Raw genomic sequence first — 18,992 nt, 5'->3', positions numbered from 1 at the left:
TTCAGCTTAGAATTCGAGAGTATCGCTTCCCAACAGGAAGTTCTCTTTGCTCAGGTCATTGGCATCAACCGATTTGAGTACAACCAGATCACCCTCGCTGCCGCCGGACAGTTTGTTGAGATCGATCACGGTCGCCCAGCCCAAATCGCGCATTGCTTCCTGAACTGAGATGAAATCAGCATCGAACGCGGACAGGTCGATTGCGTCATTCGCGGTCTCGAAATCATGTACATAGTCTTTGCCAGTGCCGCCCTCGAAAACAAACACGTCGGCGTCATTGTCAGAGGACCACTGCCCACCCCAGAGGTGATCGTTGCCCTCACCGCCATTCAGGACATCGGCACCGGTTCCACCGACCAGCTTATCAACACCGGCACCCCCGGACAGCTGATCATCACCGAGCTGACCAATCAGCATATCGTTGCCGTTGCCGCCTGAAACAACGTCGTTGTCTAGCCCACCCCAAACGGAGTCATTGTCGTCACCGCCGTTCAAAGTATCTGCACCAGCTCCGCCGAACAGACGATCATTTCCTGCATCGCCGTTCAGTGCATCATGGCCATCTCCACCCCAAACAGAGTCGGCGCCTTCATCACCGTTTACAATGTCTGTACCGGCTCCGCCAAACAGGCGGTCATTTCCAGAATCGCCGTTCAGCGCATCATTGCCATCTCCACCATACAGTTGGTCGGCACCGGCACCACCGGACAGTTGATCGTCCCCGAGCTGTCCCATCAATTGATCGTCGCCGTCACCGCCTGACAATTGGTCGTCACCTATTTGACCGATCAGCAAGTCGTTACCGTCGTCGCCGGAAATAACATCGTTGTCGAATCCGCCCCAAATGGAGTCATTGCCAGTTCCGCCGTTCAAAGTATCTGCACCGGCACCGCCGTATAGACGATCATTACCAGCATCGCCGTTCACTGCATCCTGGTCGGCTCCACCAAACAACTGGTCATCACCTTCACCGCCCTCAAGCTCATCGTCGCCCGCTTGGCCGCGAAGTGTATCATTGCCGCTACCACCTGATGCGAAGTCATTGCCGGTTCCGCCAGCGGCGTAGTCATTGCCCTGATCGCCAAAAATGATGTCGTCATCATTTCCACCGAACAATTTATCGTCGCCTTCGTTGCCGTGCATTTCGTCTTTGCCGTCGCCACCGCGCAGGTCATCATTTCCGCCAACGACCAAGGTCAGGGCGGGTTCACGGATCAGAACTGCGGCATCAGCGTCGATTTCGCTGAATGCATCGGTGGAGCGTGGATCGACAGCGCCGTCATTGGAGCCGGTCGAGGGGGCCTCGGACATGAATTCGGAATAGGCCTGACCGGTCTTCCAGTCGACATTTACCTTAAAGATCGCGCCCTGGATCGCAGTGCCGGAGTCCAGGTCGTGATCGCCTTTGTTCAGGCCGTAATACAGGTTGCTTTCGCCATCCATGAAGACCGCGCCATAGGCACCGCTTGCCATGCCGGGTTCCATCTGATCGCCATAGAGCGTTCCGGTGATCGCAACTTCCGAGAAGGTCGGCTCACCACCGTTGGCAACCTCGCTTACGTCGATTTTTACGACTTTGCCTTCGGCTCCGTTGCTGCGAGGCGATACGACTGCATAAAAGCTACCGTCCGCAGCATTGAAGGCCAGATCATAGGTCCGGTCTTTGAACATGTCGGCAGGGAACTTGTAGTACGTGATTTCTGGATTGCCGTTCGCGTCGAGCTGATCCACGTCGACAACGCTGATGCGGTCCAACGATGTATGGAACGTCCACAGGTTGCCGCTATCGTCGAAATCGCCGACGTAGTCGCCATAGAAGCCTTCACCAACACGGTAAGTTTCACCGGCTGCGTCGATCATGACGATATCGGTGGTGGCTACTGCATTGCCGAGCGAGTCCACACCAGCGGACTTCGCAACGCCGTAGATCAGATCGTCGTCGATATTGAAGCCAACGGAGTTGATCCGGAAGTTCGGCGCGGAGCCTGCATCCACATATTCCTTGGCCTGCACGTCGAAGATTTTCAGTGCGCCATCGACAACCTGATACAGCTTCGCTTGACCTGCGGCGAATGCCTTAACGGTCGTGGTTTCGCCGCCGAAGGACATCGTCTTGTCGTAGGTGACGATTGGGCCGTCGAAGTTGTAAACGGTGCTATCCTCGGGCAGCAATTCGCGGAAGCTCAGCTCGCCCTCATCGCCAGTGCTCAGAACATCAACGGTGAATTTCTCGTAGGCACCGGTTTTGGCCTCAACTGTATCGACAACCTCACCGTTCCACAGAACCTCGACCTTTCCGGTCGCTTTTCCGCCAGCCAGGTTAGCGGCCAGATCGAAGGAGATCGTGTAGGTTTCGCCTGCAACGGTCGCAGCAGACTGCGAGATAGTGGAAGTACCGTATGTGTCCTGCATGGACCAAGCGGCGGCTTCGGCCAGCTTTGCGAAGTTTGTTGCCGACTTGTCAGATGCAGCCAGCAGGTTCGCACCCTTAACGTCACCAAAGATGACATCGTCGCCAGCGCCGCCATTTACAATATCTGCACCCAGGCCAGCCTCGGTGTAATCGTCGCCGTCCTCAAGGTTGATCAGGTCGTCGCCAGTACCGCCAAATGCGACGTCGTTACCACGGCCCGCATTTACAATATCTGCGCCTGCACCGGACGAAAGCGTGTCATCACCACCATTGCCCAGCAGAACATCATTGCCGCTGCCGGTTGTGATTGTGTCGTCAAAGGAGTCGGAGTCGCCATAATCGCTTACGATGACGGCAGAGGTATCATATACCCACTTACCGTCGATATAGGACCACTCATCACCGACCATGTCGCCGGCAGCCAGGTTGTTGCCGTCGCCTGTGAAGATTTCATCATCACCTTCAAGGCCGTTTACCTTGCTAACATCATCGGAGTTTGCATCCAGAATGGCGCCATCCTGGTTTTGATATCCATCAGCCTGTGCATCGTTTTCATCGGTGCCAAGGTACTCGTAGGTCTCTTGCGAAGTTACGCTTGTCATTGCTTGCCATCTCTATGATCAGTGCGGCCACTAACGAGAAGGGCGCGCCACGGTTACCATTTCTTGAGCAATGTTTTCGCAAATTGCGGAGAAAATATCGCTCCGGCAGAAGGGTAAAGGATGGGGCAAAAGGATAGGTTGCGATCAAATGGAAGGTTGGCACTGTGCTAGGTATAGTCACATAGATAGCTTTGTTTGAATATGCGATATGTAAAAATTTATGTTTTATTATAGTTGGTTATGGTTTTTGACACTGATGCAATGCACTCTGAATTGGTGGATTTCGGGCATTTCAACTCAGTGTTGAGGTGCAGAAGCTTGTCGTGTGCCCGCGCACGGGGGCGAATCCTGCCCGCCGCACGGCTTACCAATGTCAGCAGGATCGGTTAGTTTGGGCTTGGCCATAGAGTTTTAGCCTATGTGCAATCACACTTGGGTCGCTGCGGTCATTGGGGGCGGGGAGCATGGCTGTCATAAATGGCACCAACGGCGATGACACGCTCGATGGCACCAATCAAGCAGATACGATTTCAGGCTTGGATGGTGATGATTCCCTATCGGGTGGTGCCAGAAATGATCGGCTGAATGGTGGCGTAGGAAACGATACGCTTATAGGCGGCTCGGGCGCGGACACTCTGTTGGGTGGCGCTGATGACGACTTTATCGACCCCGGTATCAACCGCGATTACATTGATGGGGGTGACGGTGTCGATACAGTCACCTTTGAAAATTCCGGTCAGAACATTACTCTGAATGTTGATCTGAACACCGGCAGCGCGTTTCTGAATAACAACACGACAGAAACGATCATTAATGTTGAAAATGTCATTGGCAGCAATACGGCCATTGGCGATGTCCTTACCGGAAATGGGCAGGATAACGAGTTAACCGGATTGGCGGGCACTGACTCTTTGTCTGGCGGTGACGGTTCTGACAGATTGGACGGCGGGACGCAGTCCGATACGTTGGATGGCGGCAGTGGTGACGACACCCTGATTGGAGGCGACGGTAGCGATCTGTTCATCTGGGATGGCGCATCTAATGACGTCATCATCGATTTTGGTGTTGGTAATACTGGCGCTGCTGGTGATGAGGGCGTTACCACCTTTACCGGTGATAATGATTTCGTCGATCTGACAGGTGTTTTCAACGACAGGACTCTCAGTGCGTATAATGCTGCGGCAGGCACGAATTTTGCCACCGCATTCGGCGCTATGAATGATGACATAGCCGATGGTGTTATCGATTTTAACGGCACGGATTTTTCCGGCCCTACGCTGTCATTCACCGGCCGTGACAGTCTGGAGATTGATGAAACCGGTGTTGTCTGCTTTTCCAGCGAAACGATGATTGCGACGCAGAATGGCGAAGTGCGGATCGATCAGTTACGTCAGGGTGACCTGATCCAGACAATGGATAACGAGCTGCAACCATTGGTGATGGTGGCATGTCGGAAGCTGTGCCATGACACATTAACAAGCAATCCGAAGCTAAAGCCGCTCATCCTAAGCGCTGGTTTGTTCGGGGTGGAACGGTCACTGGTCGTTTCCCCACAACATGCAATGCTTGTGAAGCAAGCTGGTGAGGAGGTCCTGGTTCGTGCCACCCATATGGCCGATGCCCGTGGCGGGCAGGTGCGCCGAATGCAGGGCTGTCGATCCATTACATATGTCCATCTGGTGTTTGATGCTCATCAGATTATCTTTGCCAATGGGCGGCCAGCGGAAAGCATGTTCCCCGGCCCACAGGCGCTGAGCTCAATGACCAAGGATGCTCTTGCGGAGTTTAACGCAATTTTCCCTGATATGTTCAGTCCGGCCGGGCAGCGATTGCCAATGGTCTCTGCAAAGCAAGCTTGGTGCACTGCCCGTTCAATCGCGAAGCGTAAAGCAGTTCATAAGCTGTCTGACCTGCACGCTGTATGAGCGTTGTACGTCGGAAGTAGTGTGGCTTCAGACCAACGGCCCGGTCCCGTAATGTCGGCGCGATCTCGCGCAACGAAAACGGCTACCGAGGTTTCCCCCGATAGCCGTAGTTTTAGGGCATAAGCGTTCAGGCTTACTTCACGTCGAAGCGATCGGCGTTCATCACTTTGGTCCATGCGGCGACGAAGCTGTTGACGAAACGGGTGCCGTCAGTGCCAGCGCCGTAAACCTCAGCCAATGCACGCAGTTGCGAGTTCGAGCTGAAGACCAGATCGACGCGGGTTGCATCCCACAGTTTCTCACCGGTTTTACGGTCATGACCCTCGAAAACCTGCTCGCTTTCATCGGTTGGGGTCCAAACGATGTCGATGCTCATCAGCGTGACGAAGAAATCGTTGGTCAGTGTTTCCGGCTTATCGGTGAACACACCAGCAGTGGAGCCATCGAAGTTGGCACCCAGAACACGCAGACCACCGACAAGGGCTGTCATCTCGGGCGCGCCCAGTGTCAGCAATTGGGCGCGGTCGATCAGCAGTTCCTCGGCAGGAACGTTATATTCCTTCAGCAGGTAGTTGCGGAAACCGTCGGCGACAGGCTCCAGCACGGCGAGGCCCTCAACGTCGGTCTGTTCCTGTGTTGCGTCGGTACGCCCTGCGGTGAAGGGTACGGTCACATCGTGGCCAGCCTTCTTCGCAGCAGCTTGCACAGCCGCATTACCCGCCAGAACGATCAGGTCGGCGATGGAGATTTTCGTCTCACCCTGCGCGTTGAACTCGGCGCGGATACCTTCGAGGGTTTCCAGAACCTTTGCCAATTGAGCAGGCTGGTTGACCTCCCAATCCTTCATCGGGGCCAGACGGATGCGCGCACCGTTTGCACCGCCACGCTTGTCCGAACCACGGAAGCTGGAGGCAGAAGCCCAAGCCGTCGAAACCAGTTCCGAGATGGTCAGGCCGGATGCGAGGACTTTCTCGCTCAGCGCTGCGACATCGGCATCAGTGACCAGCGGGTGATCAACAGCGGGAACCGGGTCCTGCCACAGCAGGTCTTCGGACGGGACCAGCGGGCCCAGATAGCAGGCCTTTGGACCCATATCGCGGTGCGTCAACTTGAACCAAGCACGGGCGAAGGCGTCGGCGAATTCCTCGGGGTTCGCGTGGAACCGCTTGGAAATCTCGATATAGGCAGGGTCGGTGCGCAGCGCCATATCGGCAGTAGTCATCATGATGGGCACGTTGCCGTTGCCATCAACCTGCGGGGCCTTTGCATCCTCGGGCAGGCCAACAGGCTGCCACTGGTTTGCACCGGCGGGGGATTTCGTCAGCTCCCATTCGTTGCCGAACAGGTGATCGAAATAGGTCATGTCCCACGTTGTCGGTGTTGGCGTCCATGGACCCTCAACACCCGAGGTGATGGTGTGCACGCCATTGCCGCTTTCATAGGTGGACAACCAGCCGAGGCCTTGATCCTGGATACGGCCCGCTTCAGGTTCTGCACCGACATGCGCCGCATCGCCCGCGCCATGAGCCTTACCAAAGGTGTGACCACCCGCGACCAGAGCGACGGTTTCCTCGTCGTTCATCGCCATACGGGCAAAGGTATCGCGGATGTCGTGGCCGGATGCTGCCGGATCAGGGTTTCCGTCTGGCCCCTCCGGGTTCACATAGATCAGGCCCATCTGCACAGCGGCGAGCGGGTTTTCCAGCTCACGATCGCCAGTGTAGCGCGAACCCTCACCACCGGATTCCGCCAGCCACTCGGCCTCCGCACCCCAATAGATGTCCTCTTCAGGCTCCCAGATATCAACGCGGCCACCGGCGAAACCGAAGGTTTTGAAGCCCATTGTTTCCAGTGCGACGTTACCGGTCAGGATCATCAGGTCAGCCCACGAAATCTGAGCGCCGTATTTCTGCTTGATCGGCCACAGCAGGCGACGTGCTTTGTCGAGGTTGCCGTTATCAGGCCATGAGTTCAGGGGCGCAAAACGCTGGCTGCCCGAGGTGGAGCCGCCACGGCCATCTGCCGTGCGGTATGTACCTGCGGAGTGCCACGCCATGCGGATAAAGAACGGACCGTAATGGCCGTAATCTGCGGGCCACCAATCCTGCGAGTCGGTCATCAGCGCGGCGAGGTCGGCGCGCAATGCGTCCAGATCCAGCTTCGCGAATTCGGCCGCGTAGTCAAAATCGTCACCCATCGGGTCCGCTGCGGCACTGTGCTGGTGCAGAATGCGCAGGTTCAACTGGTTCGGCCACCAATCGCGGTTTGTGCGTGTGCTGTTGGTGCTGCCGTGCATGACGGGGCATTTGCCGCCCGTGCTCATATCATTTCCGTCCATTGCTACTCTCCAAATCTTTGATTTTGCGTGTTTTGGGGGGACCTTTGGGTCCGGCTTGGGAATCACATAGCAGATCGGATTGATTAGATTAAGTTGCATATTTTCATCGTTGCGATAATTAAAAGCTATGAACAACGTCACGCTCAGACAGCTTCGCTATTTTCAGGCCTTGGCGCAGCACGGCCATTTTGGTCATGCGGCGGAACAGTGCGCGATCTCGCAACCGGCCATGTCCGTGCAGATACGCGAGCTGGAGGAAAACCTAGGCGCGCCACTGTTTGAGCGGACAGCGCGCAGGGTCCGACTGACCCCCTTGGGCGAGGCGCTGGAGGTTCGCGTGCGGGACATCCTGCGCGCGGTGGGTGATTTGGGCGATCTGGCGCGGGCCGAGGCAGGCAGGGTTCCCGACCGCCTGCGGATCGGGATCATCCCCACCGTTGCGCCCTATCTGTTGCCCAAAATGGTGCAGCGTTTGACGCGGCTGAACCCCGCGCTGGACCTGCATGTGCGTGAAACCCAAACGAATGGTCTGCTGGAGGAGCTGGGGCAGGGGCGTCTGGACGCGGCGGTTGTTGCCCTGCCGGTGTCCGACGCCGCCTTTACCGAGGCCCCGCTATTCGACGAGGATTTCGTTCTGGTCCGCCCGCAGGCAGATGCGGATAAGCCGGTTCCCGATGGTGAGGCGCTGCGTCAGATGCGCCTGTTATTGCTGGAGGAGGGGCACTGTTTCCGCGATCAGGCACTATCGTTCTGCGCCACGCCGACCAGCATTCCGCGTGACGGGCTGGATGGCAGTTCGCTGACCACCTTGGTGCAGATGGTCGGTGCGGGGATCGGCGTGACCCTGATTCCCGAAATGGCCATCGCGCTGGAAACCAGCACTGCGCCGGTCAGCGTGGCGCGTTTTGCCGATCCGGTGCCAAAGCGTACGATCGGGATGATCTGGCGGCGCACCAACCCGCTGGATTCACAATTGCACGGGATTGCGGACGTTTTGCGCGGGCTGACCCCTGCTTAACGTCCGTTGCATGATTTCGGTATCGCAGGACGCAGCGCATCCTGTAGCAGGTGCCATATGGTGGCCATGGAGATGCGGCGTCGTGTGGCAAGCGCCACGACAACGCGGCGGCGCACGCTCACCGCACGATCCGCAGGTGGGGGCGCTTTGGTGGTGGACCTGTATCGGTGCAGGGGTCCAGCCGGTTGGCCAGGTTTAATCCCGTCCGCACCACCTGCGCATGAATGCGCCCGTCGGTCAGGTGCCCAATCATATCGCGGGCCAGCGTAACACGGTCATGGCGCATATTGGCGATCAGGCTCAACACGGTATCCTCGTCCTGCGTCACATATCCACGGGCACTTAAGTCCAGTGGGTCGCTATAGCGCAGGGGAACGGGGCGATGCTGCAAAACCGTGCTCAGGAATTCCTGAATGGCATTGGCAATTGCCAGCCCCCGCGCCTCGCCCCACACGCCGGTTGCGGCAGCCATGGCGTGGCGCCAGCCCTGCGTTTCGGGTGTGATAAAGGCGTTCAGATAATGGCGCATCACGGTCAGGACCGTCCGCTCCACCGGATTCAGCAGGCTGACAGGCCGTTCGACCAGGTTCGTGGCGGCGGTCATCCGGACCTCCTGCTGGGATCGCGCATGGTGGGCAGAGGGATCACGTTATCGCCTGCATGATCGGGCATATGGGATTGCATCGGGCCAGAGGATTTCGCGGGAAAGCGTAGCTCGGCCAGCAATGCCGCGCGCAATTCGGGTTTCAGCGCGATGCCAGCCTGCTGCGCCAATCCATCGGCGGCCAGTAGTGAGCGTAGGATATCAGACATGCCATGGTTCCGGTTCGGTTGACCCATCTGGCGATGCAATTCTGCGGCTTGAATAGGATATTAAATCAGTCAGGTATTTATCTGACTGATTTAATCGGAATTAGCAAGCCCTTGTTGAAACGGAGCATTCACAAGGTTGAGACCTCAGGCGTGAACAGCAACCATGTGGTTATCCCACGCCACCGGATGATCCTGCGCCTGCGATGTGCCGGGCACGGTAATCCGGCCTGTACCTTGCGACAGGACAATGCCCTGCGATCCACTGGCCAAACCACAGGCATCCTGTGCCGGTATCACGCCGGACATGGCGTCATTGTGAAAGGTCAGCGCACAACTACCCCGCGGGGCAGAGGCGACGATGCTGTCCGCATCCGCCGCGATGCTGCCGATATAGCCCTGAATCCGCCCGATCAGGCCATCGGGCACTGTGGGCCGGATAACATCGCCCGTGGCGGTGACGATTGCGACGGGCTGACGTTGAATAGACAAGTCGCCATTCCACTGCATGCCAATGGCAACGCTGGCCTGCGGCCCCTCGGCAATGTGGCGGATCGAGTTCAGCCGGTCCTGCGAGCCTAGGGTCATACGGGACAGCTCGCTCAAATCCTCGGCCAGCAGGGTCAGGTTGGGCTGCATCGTGTCTAGGTTCAGCTTCTCACGCCCTGTATCGGGATGGGTGCGTATGCCGCCATTGGCGATGGCAAAACCACCGGTGGACCGGCGAATAATTTCATGCGGGCCAATCCCGCCCGAGGAAATCTCTCCGGTGCGCACATATCCTGCGGCCACATCCCACAGCCCGATCCGACCTGCGCCGGTGGCATATTCACTTTCCGTGGTCAGCAGCATGGTGCCATCGGCGGTAAAGGCACCGTGGCCATAGAAATGCCGCCCCTCTGGCGGGGCCAGATGGTTCAGGATCACGCCGGTCGCACAATCCAGAACATAGGCAAAGCGGCCGGGCCTGCGGGCAAACATAACCGCCTCGGCGCGGTGCGGATGCGCGGCGCCCGAATGGCCGCGTGCGGGCAGTGGATGGGCGAATGCGATGTCCAGCGCCGCGTTCAGACCGTATAGCGCATAGCTGCCATCGGCATTTTGCGCCGCGCTCAGAAACCGCGCATCGCCCGCCTCAGCCCAGCTGACCGAGGGGGCAACGCTGGCCGCGGCCAAGGTTGTCAGGAAATGCCGCCGTTGCATCAGTCACCGTCCAGCGCATTAAAGCTTTGCGAGATTGACAGCGCCGGCGCGACCAACAGCCCCAGCATATCGCGGATCGAGTTCAGGCGGCTTTGCACTGACTCCACCCGAAACCGGCCCTGAACTGTGTCGGTGTCGGAAAATGTCGGATCTGGCAAACGTTCCGCCCCGCGCAGTGCTGCGGCGAACTGTGCGCGCAGGCGTTCATCACCGCCATCATGGGCGAATTCCGCAAAGGGATCGGCCAGATCAGACAGCGCCGCAATCGACAGAACCACATTGCGCTGGGATCGTTCGGAACGTCGTGCCTCGGCGCGAATGGGGCGTGGCCGCTCGACCGTGCCCATAGGGCGGCCCAGACGTTGCTCCGCCGTTACATCAAGGCCGTTAATCAGGCTGCCATATAGCGTGCGCAGCGATTCATCATAGGTCAGATAGCTGTAATTGCCGCCCGCCCCCGGATTGCTGAGCAGTGCGGCCTCATCCTGCCATGCAGCGTTCAGATCAACGGCGATGCGGTTGATATCATCGGCAATCGCCTCGGCCAAATCACAGGCACGGGCGCCAACGACCATCTGTGGCGCCTGCGGATCGTAAAGCAGCCAATCCAGCGCAAAGAACCCGCGTGCGGCGATCGAAACCTCGCTGAAATCCATCTCGGCTATCGGAGTATCCTCGGCCAGCAGCGCATTTAGCGTGGACGGTGTCGCCCCCCGCGTATCCGGCCAAAAAGCGAGGGCAAAGGCGCGCTCCTCCTGCTCTGACGGGCCAAAGCGCAGGTGGCTGACCCCCATCCACGCGTCAAAGCTGTCCTGATAGGGCGCGGTCATCGCATCGCATTGCGCAGCGGCCAGCGGCACAGTGCTGCTCTCAAACGTGGCGAAACCGGGCAGGATGTGCCCCTCGACAATCTGGTCCACGATCCCCGCGTTGATCTGGGTATCCGTCTGGGCAAAGGCGGCAACGGGCAGGAACAGGGCGGTATACAGGGCGGATAGGCGCATTACAGGCTCTCCAAAAAGCGGATCAGGTCGGCGCGCGTGTCGGGCGTCATTTCTTGTACGTTGGTGCGGGCGGTTTCCGCCTCACCCCCATGCCACAGGATTGCCTCGGTCAGGGACCGCGCGCGCCCGTCATGCAGGAAATAGGTGTGCCCGCTAACCGTTTGGGTCAAGCCGACGCCCCACAATGGCGGCGTGCGCCATTCCTGCCCGCTGGCGCGCCCCTCGGGCAGACCATCGGCCAGATCGGGGCCCATATCGTGCAGCAACATATCGGTATAGGGCCAGATCAATTGAAAGCTCTGCGGCCCGCCATCCTGTAGGCGGTGCGTGACAAAGGTCGGGTTGTGACAGGCGGCGCAGCCAGCCTCGTGAAACACGGCGCGTCCACGCAGAACGGCGGCGTCCCCTTCATCACGGCGCACGGGCACGGCCAGATTGGCGGAATAGAATGTCACCAGATCCAGTGCGTTTTGTGCGACTTCGGTACCGTCCTGTTCGGGCGACCCACCACCCGGCGCGGCCAGACATTCGGCCTGTTCTGCGGTGCAATCCCCGTGATCATTGGGCAGGATCGGGCTGGAAATCCCGATATCGTTCGAGAATGCATCAGCCGCCTGTTCCCGCAGGGTCGGATCGCCTGCCTTTAGCCCGAAACGGCCCAGCAGCGCGCGGTCAAACTCATCCGACCATACCACCTGCGCACGGCCTGAAACGCCGTCACCATCGGCATCATCAGGGTCGGTCAGGGCCAGAATATCCTCAACGGCGATCGCCTCTAACAGGCCTAGGCCGATCATCTGCGGCGCAATGCGCGGACTGATCGCCCAGTTGTCGCCCAGCGGACCATAGGCGGGGGAGCCGACTTCATAGGTCGGGCGGCGCAGAATCGCAGGCTCCTCACCGTTCAGGGTGACCTCAAACGGTTCATAGGTGATGCCAAGCTTATATTCCGGCGGCACACCCGCGATGGAGCGATCCTGTAGCTGCCCGCCATAGACCGGATGCGCAGAGGCCCCGACATAATCCTCGATCGCGTCCAGCAAGGCAGGGTCCGCATCCAGCCCGACCACACCGATTTTCACCAGCATCGAGGTCGTCAGATCATCGGTATTTTCAGGCGGGTGCCCGCGACCATCCTTTAGATGGCAACGCTGGCACGACCGCGCATTATATAGCGGCCCCAAGCCGTCAGACGCGATGGTTGAGGCAGGCGCAGTCGCCCATAGCCGCCGGAACAGGCCGTTGCCGATGAAAAAATCGCCGCGCTCCTCAAAGCTAAGATTGGCCGAGGGGTGTGAAAACGCATCGCCATTCGCCGCCGCCTCGGATGTTGTGGCACCGGCCGACATCCGCTCGAACCGGTGAACGGTATCGCCGGTGGCAGTGTCGTTAGCTTCAGCAATTACAGCAGCGATACGCTCACGCTCGGCTGCGGTGCGGGGGATGATATCCAGATGTGGCATGTCCAGCGGCGTATCTGCGGCGGCGGGCAGTGCGATAAGGGCGAGTGCTGTGACAAAGCTGCGCATTGATGGGGCTCAATATTTCCGATAAGACTAGTCAGGTATAGACCCGTTCATTGGACTCCGCCAGACGAAAGCACGCTCATGTCCCAGCCTGCACCGCTGCATCTATCGGCACAACCCGCCGTAACGCCTGCGCATATCGAGGCGGATTACGCCCTGCCCCTGTTGCGTATAACGGCATTACAGTGCCGCGCCGGTCGCCGCACAGAACTGTGGCAGGCCTGTCGCGTCCTTTCGCCGCACGGGCCTGTGGAACCATTTGCGCAGATATTGGTTGCTACATTGAGCGAGGCATTGGGCCGCGAGCCGGTTTTCTACGCCCCTCGCACGTTACAACGCAGCTTTGATGAAAGCTGGCTGTTGCGGTTGTTGGAGCGTCGAATGGCAGGCGACACCGCCTCGGTCGAGCATTTGATCCGCGCGCGAGTGCAAGCACAGTCGCAACGTTATTTCAGAATGCTGATTTGTGGGTTGGCAGATCGGATTTCTGCACTACATTAGAATTATTCTAATATGGTCGAGCCAACGCGCAGCCAGACCCCAAACCGTGAATGGAACATAAAATGGCAGATATCGCACTTGATCTAACCCCTGACGCCCAAGCCGCCATTGCGGATGCTCTGAATCAGGCCGTCGCGGAAACCGCTGTCACCACGATGATGGCACAGAACTTCCACTGGAACGTCGAAAGCAACACATTCGGCCCGCTGCACGCGCTGTTCCAGACGATTTACGAGGATCACTTTGCCGGTCAGGACGACCTGGCGGAGCGGATCAAAATGCTCGACATGCACGCCGAGGGAACGCTGGCAGGCATGATCGCGCGGTCCAAGGTTGAGGAGCTTGAGGGTCACTACACCGATGTCGAGATGATCGGCCACCTGCAAAAGGCACAGATGACCCTGTCCAAGACAATGTCCGGTGCTGCTGCTGTTGCTGAACAGAATGGCGATCTGCTGACGCAGGATTTGCTGATTTCACGCGGTATGGTGCATGACAAGTTTGCATGGATGCTGCGCGCCCACACCAAGGGTCGTGGCTAATCCCTAGGGCAAATCAACGCTGACACCCTTTTTGGCGCAGCGTTTCAGATATGCCGGTGCCCAGTGGCGATATCGCCCAAGGGCACTTTGCTGATGAATGACAAAGGTGAGAAATGCCCGACGGTATTTTTCACCTTTGAGCGTTTTGAACATCGATTTCTGGGTTTTGGTCATCGAGCAACCGATGCAATGCGTCTCGCGTTTAAACTTGCAAACGCCGATGCAGGGGCTTGGGGTCTTACTGCTCATCTAGATCGCTCCGGGGGTGGTTCGGGCACATTGCTGCGCCCGAACCGTATAGTATCAGCTTACTCGAAAACAGCCGTTGGGTTGTCGAGGCTGTCGGAGCCTTCAAACTCGATCGAGGCAACTTCCAGCGCAGCAACTGCACGCTCAATGGACCGTGTCTGATCGACCAGCGCGTTCACGCCACCCATAACCAATGCTTCACCGGCTTCATTGCCGCGCTCCAGCATCATGTCATAGGCAAAACCAGCCTCGGCTGCGGATTTCAGACGGCCAAGCGCCAGAACAGTTGCGTCCAGCTTTGCCGACAGTTCTGCATCCACAGCAGGATCAGCCGCCGCGACCAGCTCGGACAGCGACGCGCCGGAAACCACGCGACCATCAATGCCGGTATAGCTGCCATTATATGCGCCCCAGATGCCCAGACCGTCATAGAAGTGCGAGTTGTGGGTGTTGTCGGAGAAACAATCGTGCTCCTCCTCAGGATCGTTCAGCATCAGGCCCAGACGCATCCGCTCACCCGCTTGCTCACCATAGGACAGGCTGCCCATACCGGTCAGCATGGCGGAAATGCCTGCGCCCTCGTCGGAAAACAGCTCAACACGGGCGGCGCCGTTGTCGCCCCATTGCTCTGTCATCCACTCCAGATCGGAAACCAGCAGCGCCGTTGCTGCGGACAGATATTCACCACGACGGTCGCAATTGTCGTTGGTGCAGTCATCACCCAGTGCGTAGTCGGTCCACGGACGCTCACCCGCGCCGGCATCATGACCGTTCAGATCCTGACCCCAGAGCAGAAATTCAATGGCGTGATAGCCGGTCGCGACGTTGCTCTCGACTTCATCAGCTTCGTGCAAAGCGCCCTCAAGCAGGGCCGGAGTGATATGGGTCGCGTCGATTTCCTCACCAGACAGGGTGAAGGTCGGGTTCGCGATAACGTTCAGCGCGGCATATTCGTTTTCGTCGGTCGCACCGCCATAGGATGCATCAACGTAATCGATCAGGCCCTCGTCGAGGGGCCATGCGTTCACCTTGCCCTCCCACTCATCAACGATGGCGTTGCCGAAACGGTAAACTTCGGTCTGCTGGTAGGGGACGCGGGATGCAATCCATGCGGCACGTGCGGCGGTCAGTGCCTCGGCCGAGGGGGCCGCGATCAGTGTTTCAACGGCTTCCTGCAAGCGCTGCGCAGTCGTCAGGCTGTCCGCGAATTTTGCCTGTGCGATGTTCGCATAGGTGTCCAGAACCGCGGCGCGATCCTGTGCAAATGCGGGGGCTGTCAGGCAAGTGGCGGCCAGCAGGCCGAGAGTTAGATGTCGCATAAACGAAGTCTTTCTTAGGGTTGGCTTTTTCAGTTTGGCTTACGGCTGGGCGCGGTATGGGTGGCGCGCGTCATGTTTGGTGCGGGAACGTGCATCTGGGCGATTTCCAGCCCGATTCGTTCCGCTTGCAGGCTCAGTGGCAGCCATGCATCTGGCTGAACCAGCAGTGAGGCCAGCAGCATCGCCTCCTCACGCTCGCCCATCGCGGCGCAGGCGACCATATGGCCGAATGCACATTCATCGCCCGATACACAGGCACAGCCCAGATGGCGGCGTTGCAGGGGGCGGCGGGCGGTTTCCAGCATCAGGCGAACCAGCTCGGCAAAACCCTCGGCGCGCTGGGCGGCATCGGTGGGGGCCAGATCGGTAAAGGCCAGCATCAGCTCGTCGCGCCCCTCGGTTCCGGCGCACCACAGGCGTAGATAGCAAATGGCCGCTGCCTCCAAACGGGGCAGCTCGCTCAAATGACCCACAGCGGCACCGCCACGTGGCGGCATTGTATCGCGATCGTGATAGGTCATTTTGTCAGGATCAGCTTGTTCTGGCGTGTGATGCGCAGGGTGTATTCTGTCTCACCCAGACGGATAACAGCCTTGCCATCGCTGCCGACGAGGACGCGGGCATCATGGATCGGGCGGTTCGCCTCAATCGTATCAATGCGGTTGCGTTGCGGGTTTGCGGCCGTCGCACAGGACTCGGACATGTCTATCTTTCCGTTTCTGAACATTCTGGCTCGCAACCGTATGTCGCTGGCTTAACTTCCGAGTAAACTGACTAAAATAGTAGGACATGTCAATCCCGACTTTTTTGCTCGGTTACATCGGGCGAGAAATCGGCGCCCAAACGGGTTCAGAAACGGGTCGGTAAATCCGCCCATGCCGTGCCTGTCGTCTCAGGCGCGTGGGAGCGTAGCCACTCCTCACTTTGCTGCTGCACGCGCTGGTAAAGGCCGGCAACCCGCGCGCGTACATTTTCACATGGCCAGTCATCCGGCTCGATCTCGGTCGATAATTCCGGATGCGACAGCAGGATCGCCTGCCAGCGATGGATTAACAGCAGCCGCAGGGCCATCGCCTGCGAGGTATCCAGCGTGACATCCTCCAACTTGTGCTCCACCTGCGTGATGTCCTTGAGCAAGGCCAGATAGGCCGCCCGCGTTCCCCGTGGACACAGGGCGGCACGGTGCTGAGCGCTTAACAACAACACACCGCGACTTACAATCGCATCCGCCGGAATGACGTTTTCGGGGATCGGGCGCGACAGAGGCCAGATGAAAACGTCACGGCTAGGCGATAGAAAACCCGCGCCTTTCAGACGTGCCGCGGTGCCGAGCAAATCCGCGTCGTGATGATGAACGAGCATCCAGGTATTGCCAGTGGCCCGTCCGACCGCCGCATAAACGCGCCGTGCATCATCGGCATATGTCTGGATTTGCGTGTCGCCCAGCCGGTAGAAGCTGGCCCGCCCGTCGCGCCGGCGGATCAACCACCCATCGGCCACCAGTCGCGAAACCGCAGTGCGTACGGCGCCTGCCTCCAACCCCAGCAATTCGAACAAGCGTTGCAGCGCCATGATCCCCACCTCACCACCACGCGGCAGGATCAGATCCTCATAGATCGTGATCAGAAGGCTGCGAACCCGCATATCGCCACCGCGCATATGCTCGATAATCGGGTCGGGTGGGGGATCTTCGAAGGTTGTCATCAGGGGGGTCCACTTTACTCAACCTGCGATCCCGCGACGCACAGATGCAGTCGGCGTAATCACAAGTGACAAGTGCGGCCCCCACGCGCACATCAACATCAATAAAGCCCGGTATTTCAGCCGCTGACCGGCCAAACGCATGCGCGCTGATCCCGTCATGCGCCCGCATTGGGCGGTGGTCGCTACCAGAAGCGTACCACATTTCCGCGTGCAAATCACGGCGGTTATCTGCATCGTAATTGCGTGCAGGCAGATCGCGGATCATGTGGCGCTGTGAAGCACCTGCAATATCAGCGGCCAAATCCGGTTTCGTAGCGCTATTTTGCGTGACCGCGATTTTTACCTGCATTCCGATGGTTTGCTCTTTCCAAACAAGATGATTCAGTAAAACTACAGTTAGAACAACGGATTAGTTAGCTGAAATTTTGGCGCAATCCATTACTGCTCAACAATCGAACATTGAATTGGTTCCATAAGATCGGTGCATTAATCATGATTTGCATCTGGGGCGGACTGTCGTAAGCAATAGGAATGACAGATCAACAGCCCCCCGCGACCCCGCCAATGCGTGCCCTATGGGCGCTGACAGTCCTGTTGTTGGCGATCGAGGGGCTGCTGCAACTATCGGACCTTGGCCTGACCGATATCACACGGCGCTGGGCCTATACCCATGGCGCGTTCTGGCGGCCGCTGATCTTTGACGAGGTGCAGCCGGCCTTTGATCTGCAACCCTATTCAATGTTCATAACGCACGCTTTTTTGCACAGCGGTATCATCCACGTGGTGATGAATACGGTGATCCTGCTGTCCATCGGGCGCATGGTTGTGATGTTCTGTGGTGAGTTGCGGATGCTGGTGCTGTTTGCGGTGACTGCCATTGCGGGCGGTGCGGGATTTGCACTGCTGGGACCGGACGGCCTGATCCCGATGGTGGGCGCGTCCGGCGCTGCCTTTGGCTTTATGGCCGCGTGGAAGCGGTGGGAGTTTACAGCCCTGCGCGCCAGCGGTCGGCCGATCACACCGGTTTTGCAGTTTATCGGCACGATGACGGTGCTGAACATCGCGCTGCATTTCGGGCTGGGTGGCACGCTGGCATGGCAGGCGCATCTGGGCGGCGCGCTGGCCGGATGGCTGATTGCGCCACCGCTGTTGCGTCGTGCCCGGACCGCGCGCTGAGCGGCCTCGCATTCCCGAAATATCCGCGCCGCATGCTTCTGCCCTGTCAAATCCCGCTTGCAGCCCCTATCTGCCACGGAACGACGACATGAGGAGAGCGATATGAGCGACGACACACGTTTCCCCGGTTGGCACGGCACAACCATCGTCGCGGTGCGCAAGGGCGGCCGCGTTGCCGTTGTGGGCGACGGTCAGGTCAGCGTTGGCCCCACCGTGATGAAGGGCACCGCGCGTAAGGTCCGGCGGCTCAGCCCCGGTGGTTCGGACGTGATTTGCGGTTTTGCCGGATCAACCGCCGACGCCTTTACCCTGCTGGAACGGCTTGAGACGAAGCTGGAGGCAACCCCCGGCCAACTGGCCCGCGCCTGCGTTGATCTGGCCAAGGATTGGCGCACCGACAAATACCTGCGCAATCTGGAGGCGATGCTGATCGTCACCGACGGGACCGACCTGTTCATCGTGACCGGCGCGGGCGATGTGCTGGAACCTGAACATGACATCGCGGCAGTTGGATCGGGCGGTAATTTCGCACTGGCCGCAGCACGCGCGCTGATGGATCAGGATATGGACGCCGAGGCAATTGCCCGCCGTGCGTTGAGCATCGCCGCCGATATCTGCGTCTACACCAATGGCAACGCCACGGTTGAGGTCATCTGACCTCC

18 protein-coding genes are annotated in these 18,992 nt (G+C 58.7%); 6 read left to right on the top strand and 12 right to left on the bottom strand.

Features of this window, described 5'->3' with window-relative positions; all coding sequences use genetic code 11:
* Nucleotides 1-6: 6 nt before the first annotated feature.
* Complete coding sequence (locus CR254_RS13355) at nt 7-3,015, bottom strand: hypothetical protein (protein WP_097930771.1); 3,009 nt, start codon at nt 3,013-3,015, stop codon at nt 7-9.
* Between the two features lie 464 nt (nt 3,016-3,479).
* Here CR254_RS13355 and CR254_RS13350 point away from each other — a divergent pair, with 464 nt between their 5' ends.
* Nucleotides 3,480-4,940 carry a Hint domain-containing protein gene (locus CR254_RS13350; protein ID WP_097930769.1) on the top strand — a complete coding sequence of 487 codons (1,461 nt, stop codon included), beginning with the start codon at nt 3,480-3,482 and terminating at the stop codon, nt 4,938-4,940.
* Between the two features lie 133 nt (nt 4,941-5,073).
* Here the strand turns inward: CR254_RS13350 and katG are convergent, their stop codons facing one another.
* A complete protein-coding gene (gene katG / locus CR254_RS13345; protein WP_097930767.1) occupies nt 5,074-7,278 on the bottom strand; it encodes a catalase/peroxidase HPI in 2,205 nt (734 codons plus the stop codon).
* Nucleotides 7,279-7,405: 127 nt separating this feature from the next.
* Here katG and CR254_RS13340 point away from each other — a divergent pair, with 127 nt between their 5' ends.
* Nucleotides 7,406-8,296, top strand: coding sequence for a LysR substrate-binding domain-containing protein (locus CR254_RS13340; RefSeq protein ID WP_097930766.1), 891 nt, complete (start codon nt 7,406-7,408; stop codon nt 8,294-8,296).
* A 118-nt stretch (nt 8,297-8,414) separates the two neighbouring features.
* On the opposite strand, the gene CR254_RS13335 is transcribed toward CR254_RS13340, so the two are convergent.
* The 5 genes from CR254_RS13335 to CR254_RS13315 form a co-directional block, all read right to left on the bottom strand.
* Nucleotides 8,415-8,900: a hypothetical protein gene (locus tag CR254_RS13335; protein ID WP_097930764.1), complete on the bottom strand. Its 486-nt coding sequence runs from the start codon at nt 8,898-8,900 to the stop codon at nt 8,415-8,417.
* Complete coding sequence (locus CR254_RS13330) at nt 8,897-9,109, bottom strand: hypothetical protein (protein WP_097930762.1); 213 nt, start codon at nt 9,107-9,109, stop codon at nt 8,897-8,899. The genes CR254_RS13335 and CR254_RS13330 overlap by 4 nt, the downstream gene beginning before the upstream one ends.
* A gap of 144 nt (nt 9,110-9,253) precedes the next feature.
* Complete coding sequence (locus CR254_RS13325) at nt 9,254-10,309, bottom strand: DUF1513 domain-containing protein (RefSeq protein WP_245851631.1); 1,056 nt, start codon at nt 10,307-10,309, stop codon at nt 9,254-9,256.
* Nucleotides 10,309-11,313 carry an imelysin family protein gene (locus CR254_RS13320; protein WP_097930758.1) on the bottom strand — a complete coding sequence of 335 codons (1,005 nt, stop codon included), beginning with the start codon at nt 11,311-11,313 and terminating at the stop codon, nt 10,309-10,311. The genes CR254_RS13325 and CR254_RS13320 overlap by 1 nt, the downstream gene beginning before the upstream one ends.
* Nucleotides 11,313-12,842: a di-heme oxidoreductase family protein gene (locus CR254_RS13315; protein WP_180955994.1), complete on the bottom strand. Its 1,530-nt coding sequence runs from the start codon at nt 12,840-12,842 to the stop codon at nt 11,313-11,315. The genes CR254_RS13320 and CR254_RS13315 overlap by 1 nt, the downstream gene beginning before the upstream one ends.
* 78 nt (nt 12,843-12,920) lie before the next feature.
* Here CR254_RS13315 and CR254_RS13310 point away from each other — a divergent pair, with 78 nt between their 5' ends.
* On the top strand, nt 12,921-13,340 hold the full coding sequence (locus CR254_RS13310) for a hypothetical protein (protein WP_097930756.1): 420 nt from the start codon (nt 12,921-12,923) through the stop codon (nt 13,338-13,340).
* A 62-nt stretch (nt 13,341-13,402) separates the two neighbouring features.
* Entirely contained in the window at nt 13,403-13,882 is a 480-nt protein-coding gene (locus tag CR254_RS13305) for a Dps family protein (RefSeq protein WP_097930754.1), read from the top strand.
* A gap of 3 nt (nt 13,883-13,885) precedes the next feature.
* Here CR254_RS13305 and CR254_RS13300 read toward each other — a convergent pair whose 3' ends face one another.
* From CR254_RS13300 to CR254_RS13280, 5 genes are all read right to left on the bottom strand, one after another.
* Nucleotides 13,886-14,131 carry a DUF1289 domain-containing protein gene (locus CR254_RS13300; protein ID WP_097930752.1) on the bottom strand — a complete coding sequence of 82 codons (246 nt, stop codon included), beginning with the start codon at nt 14,129-14,131 and terminating at the stop codon, nt 13,886-13,888.
* 59 nt (nt 14,132-14,190) lie between these two features.
* A complete protein-coding gene (locus CR254_RS13295) occupies nt 14,191-15,450 on the bottom strand; it encodes an imelysin family protein (protein ID WP_097930750.1) in 1,260 nt (419 codons plus the stop codon).
* A 29-nt stretch (nt 15,451-15,479) separates the two neighbouring features.
* Nucleotides 15,480-15,971, bottom strand: coding sequence for a hypothetical protein (locus tag CR254_RS13290; protein WP_097930748.1), 492 nt, complete (start codon nt 15,969-15,971; stop codon nt 15,480-15,482).
* Nucleotides 15,968-16,153 carry a hemin uptake protein HemP gene (gene hemP, locus CR254_RS13285; protein WP_102882796.1) on the bottom strand — a complete coding sequence of 62 codons (186 nt, stop codon included), beginning with the start codon at nt 16,151-16,153 and terminating at the stop codon, nt 15,968-15,970. Before hemP ends, CR254_RS13290 begins: the two co-directional genes overlap by 4 nt.
* A gap of 146 nt (nt 16,154-16,299) precedes the next feature.
* On the bottom strand, nt 16,300-17,154 hold the full coding sequence (locus CR254_RS13280) for a PaaX family transcriptional regulator C-terminal domain-containing protein (protein ID WP_097930744.1): 855 nt from the start codon (nt 17,152-17,154) through the stop codon (nt 16,300-16,302).
* Between the two features lie 531 nt (nt 17,155-17,685).
* Here CR254_RS13280 and CR254_RS13275 point away from each other — a divergent pair.
* Both CR254_RS13275 and hslV read left to right on the top strand, forming a co-directional pair.
* A complete protein-coding gene (locus CR254_RS13275) occupies nt 17,686-18,330 on the top strand; it encodes a rhomboid family intramembrane serine protease (protein ID WP_097930743.1) in 645 nt (214 codons plus the stop codon).
* Between the two features lie 102 nt (nt 18,331-18,432).
* Nucleotides 18,433-18,987 (top strand): ATP-dependent protease subunit HslV, encoded by a 555-nt coding sequence (gene hslV, locus CR254_RS13270; protein WP_097930741.1) that lies wholly within the window; start codon nt 18,433-18,435, stop codon nt 18,985-18,987.
* Nucleotides 18,988-18,992: the final 5 nt, after the last annotated feature.

The sequence above is a fragment of the Pontivivens marinum genome, from assembly GCF_900231835.1.
GTDB lineage: Bacteria > Pseudomonadota > Alphaproteobacteria > Rhodobacterales > Rhodobacteraceae > Pontivivens > Pontivivens marinum.
Note: the sequence above shows the minus strand (reverse complement) of the source record. Positions and strands in the feature narration are given on the sequence as shown.

Excerpts from the sequence above, each read along its gene's own strand:
- CR254_RS13355 (WP_097930771.1), bottom strand. The coding sequence starts at position 3,015 with ATGACAAGCGTAACTTCGCAAGAGACCTACGAGTACCTTGGCACCGAT.
- CR254_RS13350 (WP_097930769.1), top strand. The coding sequence starts at position 3,480 with ATGGCTGTCATAAATGGCACCAACGGCGATGACACGCTCGATGGCACC.
- katG (WP_097930767.1), bottom strand. The coding sequence starts at position 7,278 with ATGGACGGAAATGATATGAGCACGGGCGGCAAATGCCCCGTCATGCAC.
- CR254_RS13340 (WP_097930766.1), top strand. The coding sequence starts at position 7,406 with ATGAACAACGTCACGCTCAGACAGCTTCGCTATTTTCAGGCCTTGGCG.
- CR254_RS13335 (WP_097930764.1), bottom strand. The coding sequence starts at position 8,900 with ATGACCGCCGCCACGAACCTGGTCGAACGGCCTGTCAGCCTGCTGAAT.
- CR254_RS13330 (WP_097930762.1), bottom strand. The coding sequence starts at position 9,109 with ATGTCTGATATCCTACGCTCACTACTGGCCGCCGATGGATTGGCGCAG.
- CR254_RS13325 (WP_245851631.1), bottom strand. The coding sequence starts at position 10,309 with ATGCAACGGCGGCATTTCCTGACAACCTTGGCCGCGGCCAGCGTTGCC.
- CR254_RS13320 (WP_097930758.1), bottom strand. The coding sequence starts at position 11,313 with ATGCGCCTATCCGCCCTGTATACCGCCCTGTTCCTGCCCGTTGCCGCC.
- CR254_RS13315 (WP_180955994.1), bottom strand. The coding sequence starts at position 12,842 with ATGCGCAGCTTTGTCACAGCACTCGCCCTTATCGCACTGCCCGCCGCC.
- CR254_RS13310 (WP_097930756.1), top strand. The coding sequence starts at position 12,921 with ATGTCCCAGCCTGCACCGCTGCATCTATCGGCACAACCCGCCGTAACG.
- CR254_RS13305 (WP_097930754.1), top strand. The coding sequence starts at position 13,403 with ATGGCAGATATCGCACTTGATCTAACCCCTGACGCCCAAGCCGCCATT.
- CR254_RS13300 (WP_097930752.1), bottom strand. The coding sequence starts at position 14,131 with ATGAGCAGTAAGACCCCAAGCCCCTGCATCGGCGTTTGCAAGTTTAAA.
- CR254_RS13295 (WP_097930750.1), bottom strand. The coding sequence starts at position 15,450 with ATGCGACATCTAACTCTCGGCCTGCTGGCCGCCACTTGCCTGACAGCC.
- CR254_RS13290 (WP_097930748.1), bottom strand. The coding sequence starts at position 15,971 with ATGACCTATCACGATCGCGATACAATGCCGCCACGTGGCGGTGCCGCT.
- hemP (WP_102882796.1), bottom strand. The coding sequence starts at position 16,153 with ATGTCCGAGTCCTGTGCGACGGCCGCAAACCCGCAACGCAACCGCATT.
- CR254_RS13280 (WP_097930744.1), bottom strand. The coding sequence starts at position 17,154 with ATGACAACCTTCGAAGATCCCCCACCCGACCCGATTATCGAGCATATG.
- CR254_RS13275 (WP_097930743.1), top strand. The coding sequence starts at position 17,686 with ATGACAGATCAACAGCCCCCCGCGACCCCGCCAATGCGTGCCCTATGG.
- hslV (WP_097930741.1), top strand. The coding sequence starts at position 18,433 with ATGAGCGACGACACACGTTTCCCCGGTTGGCACGGCACAACCATCGTC.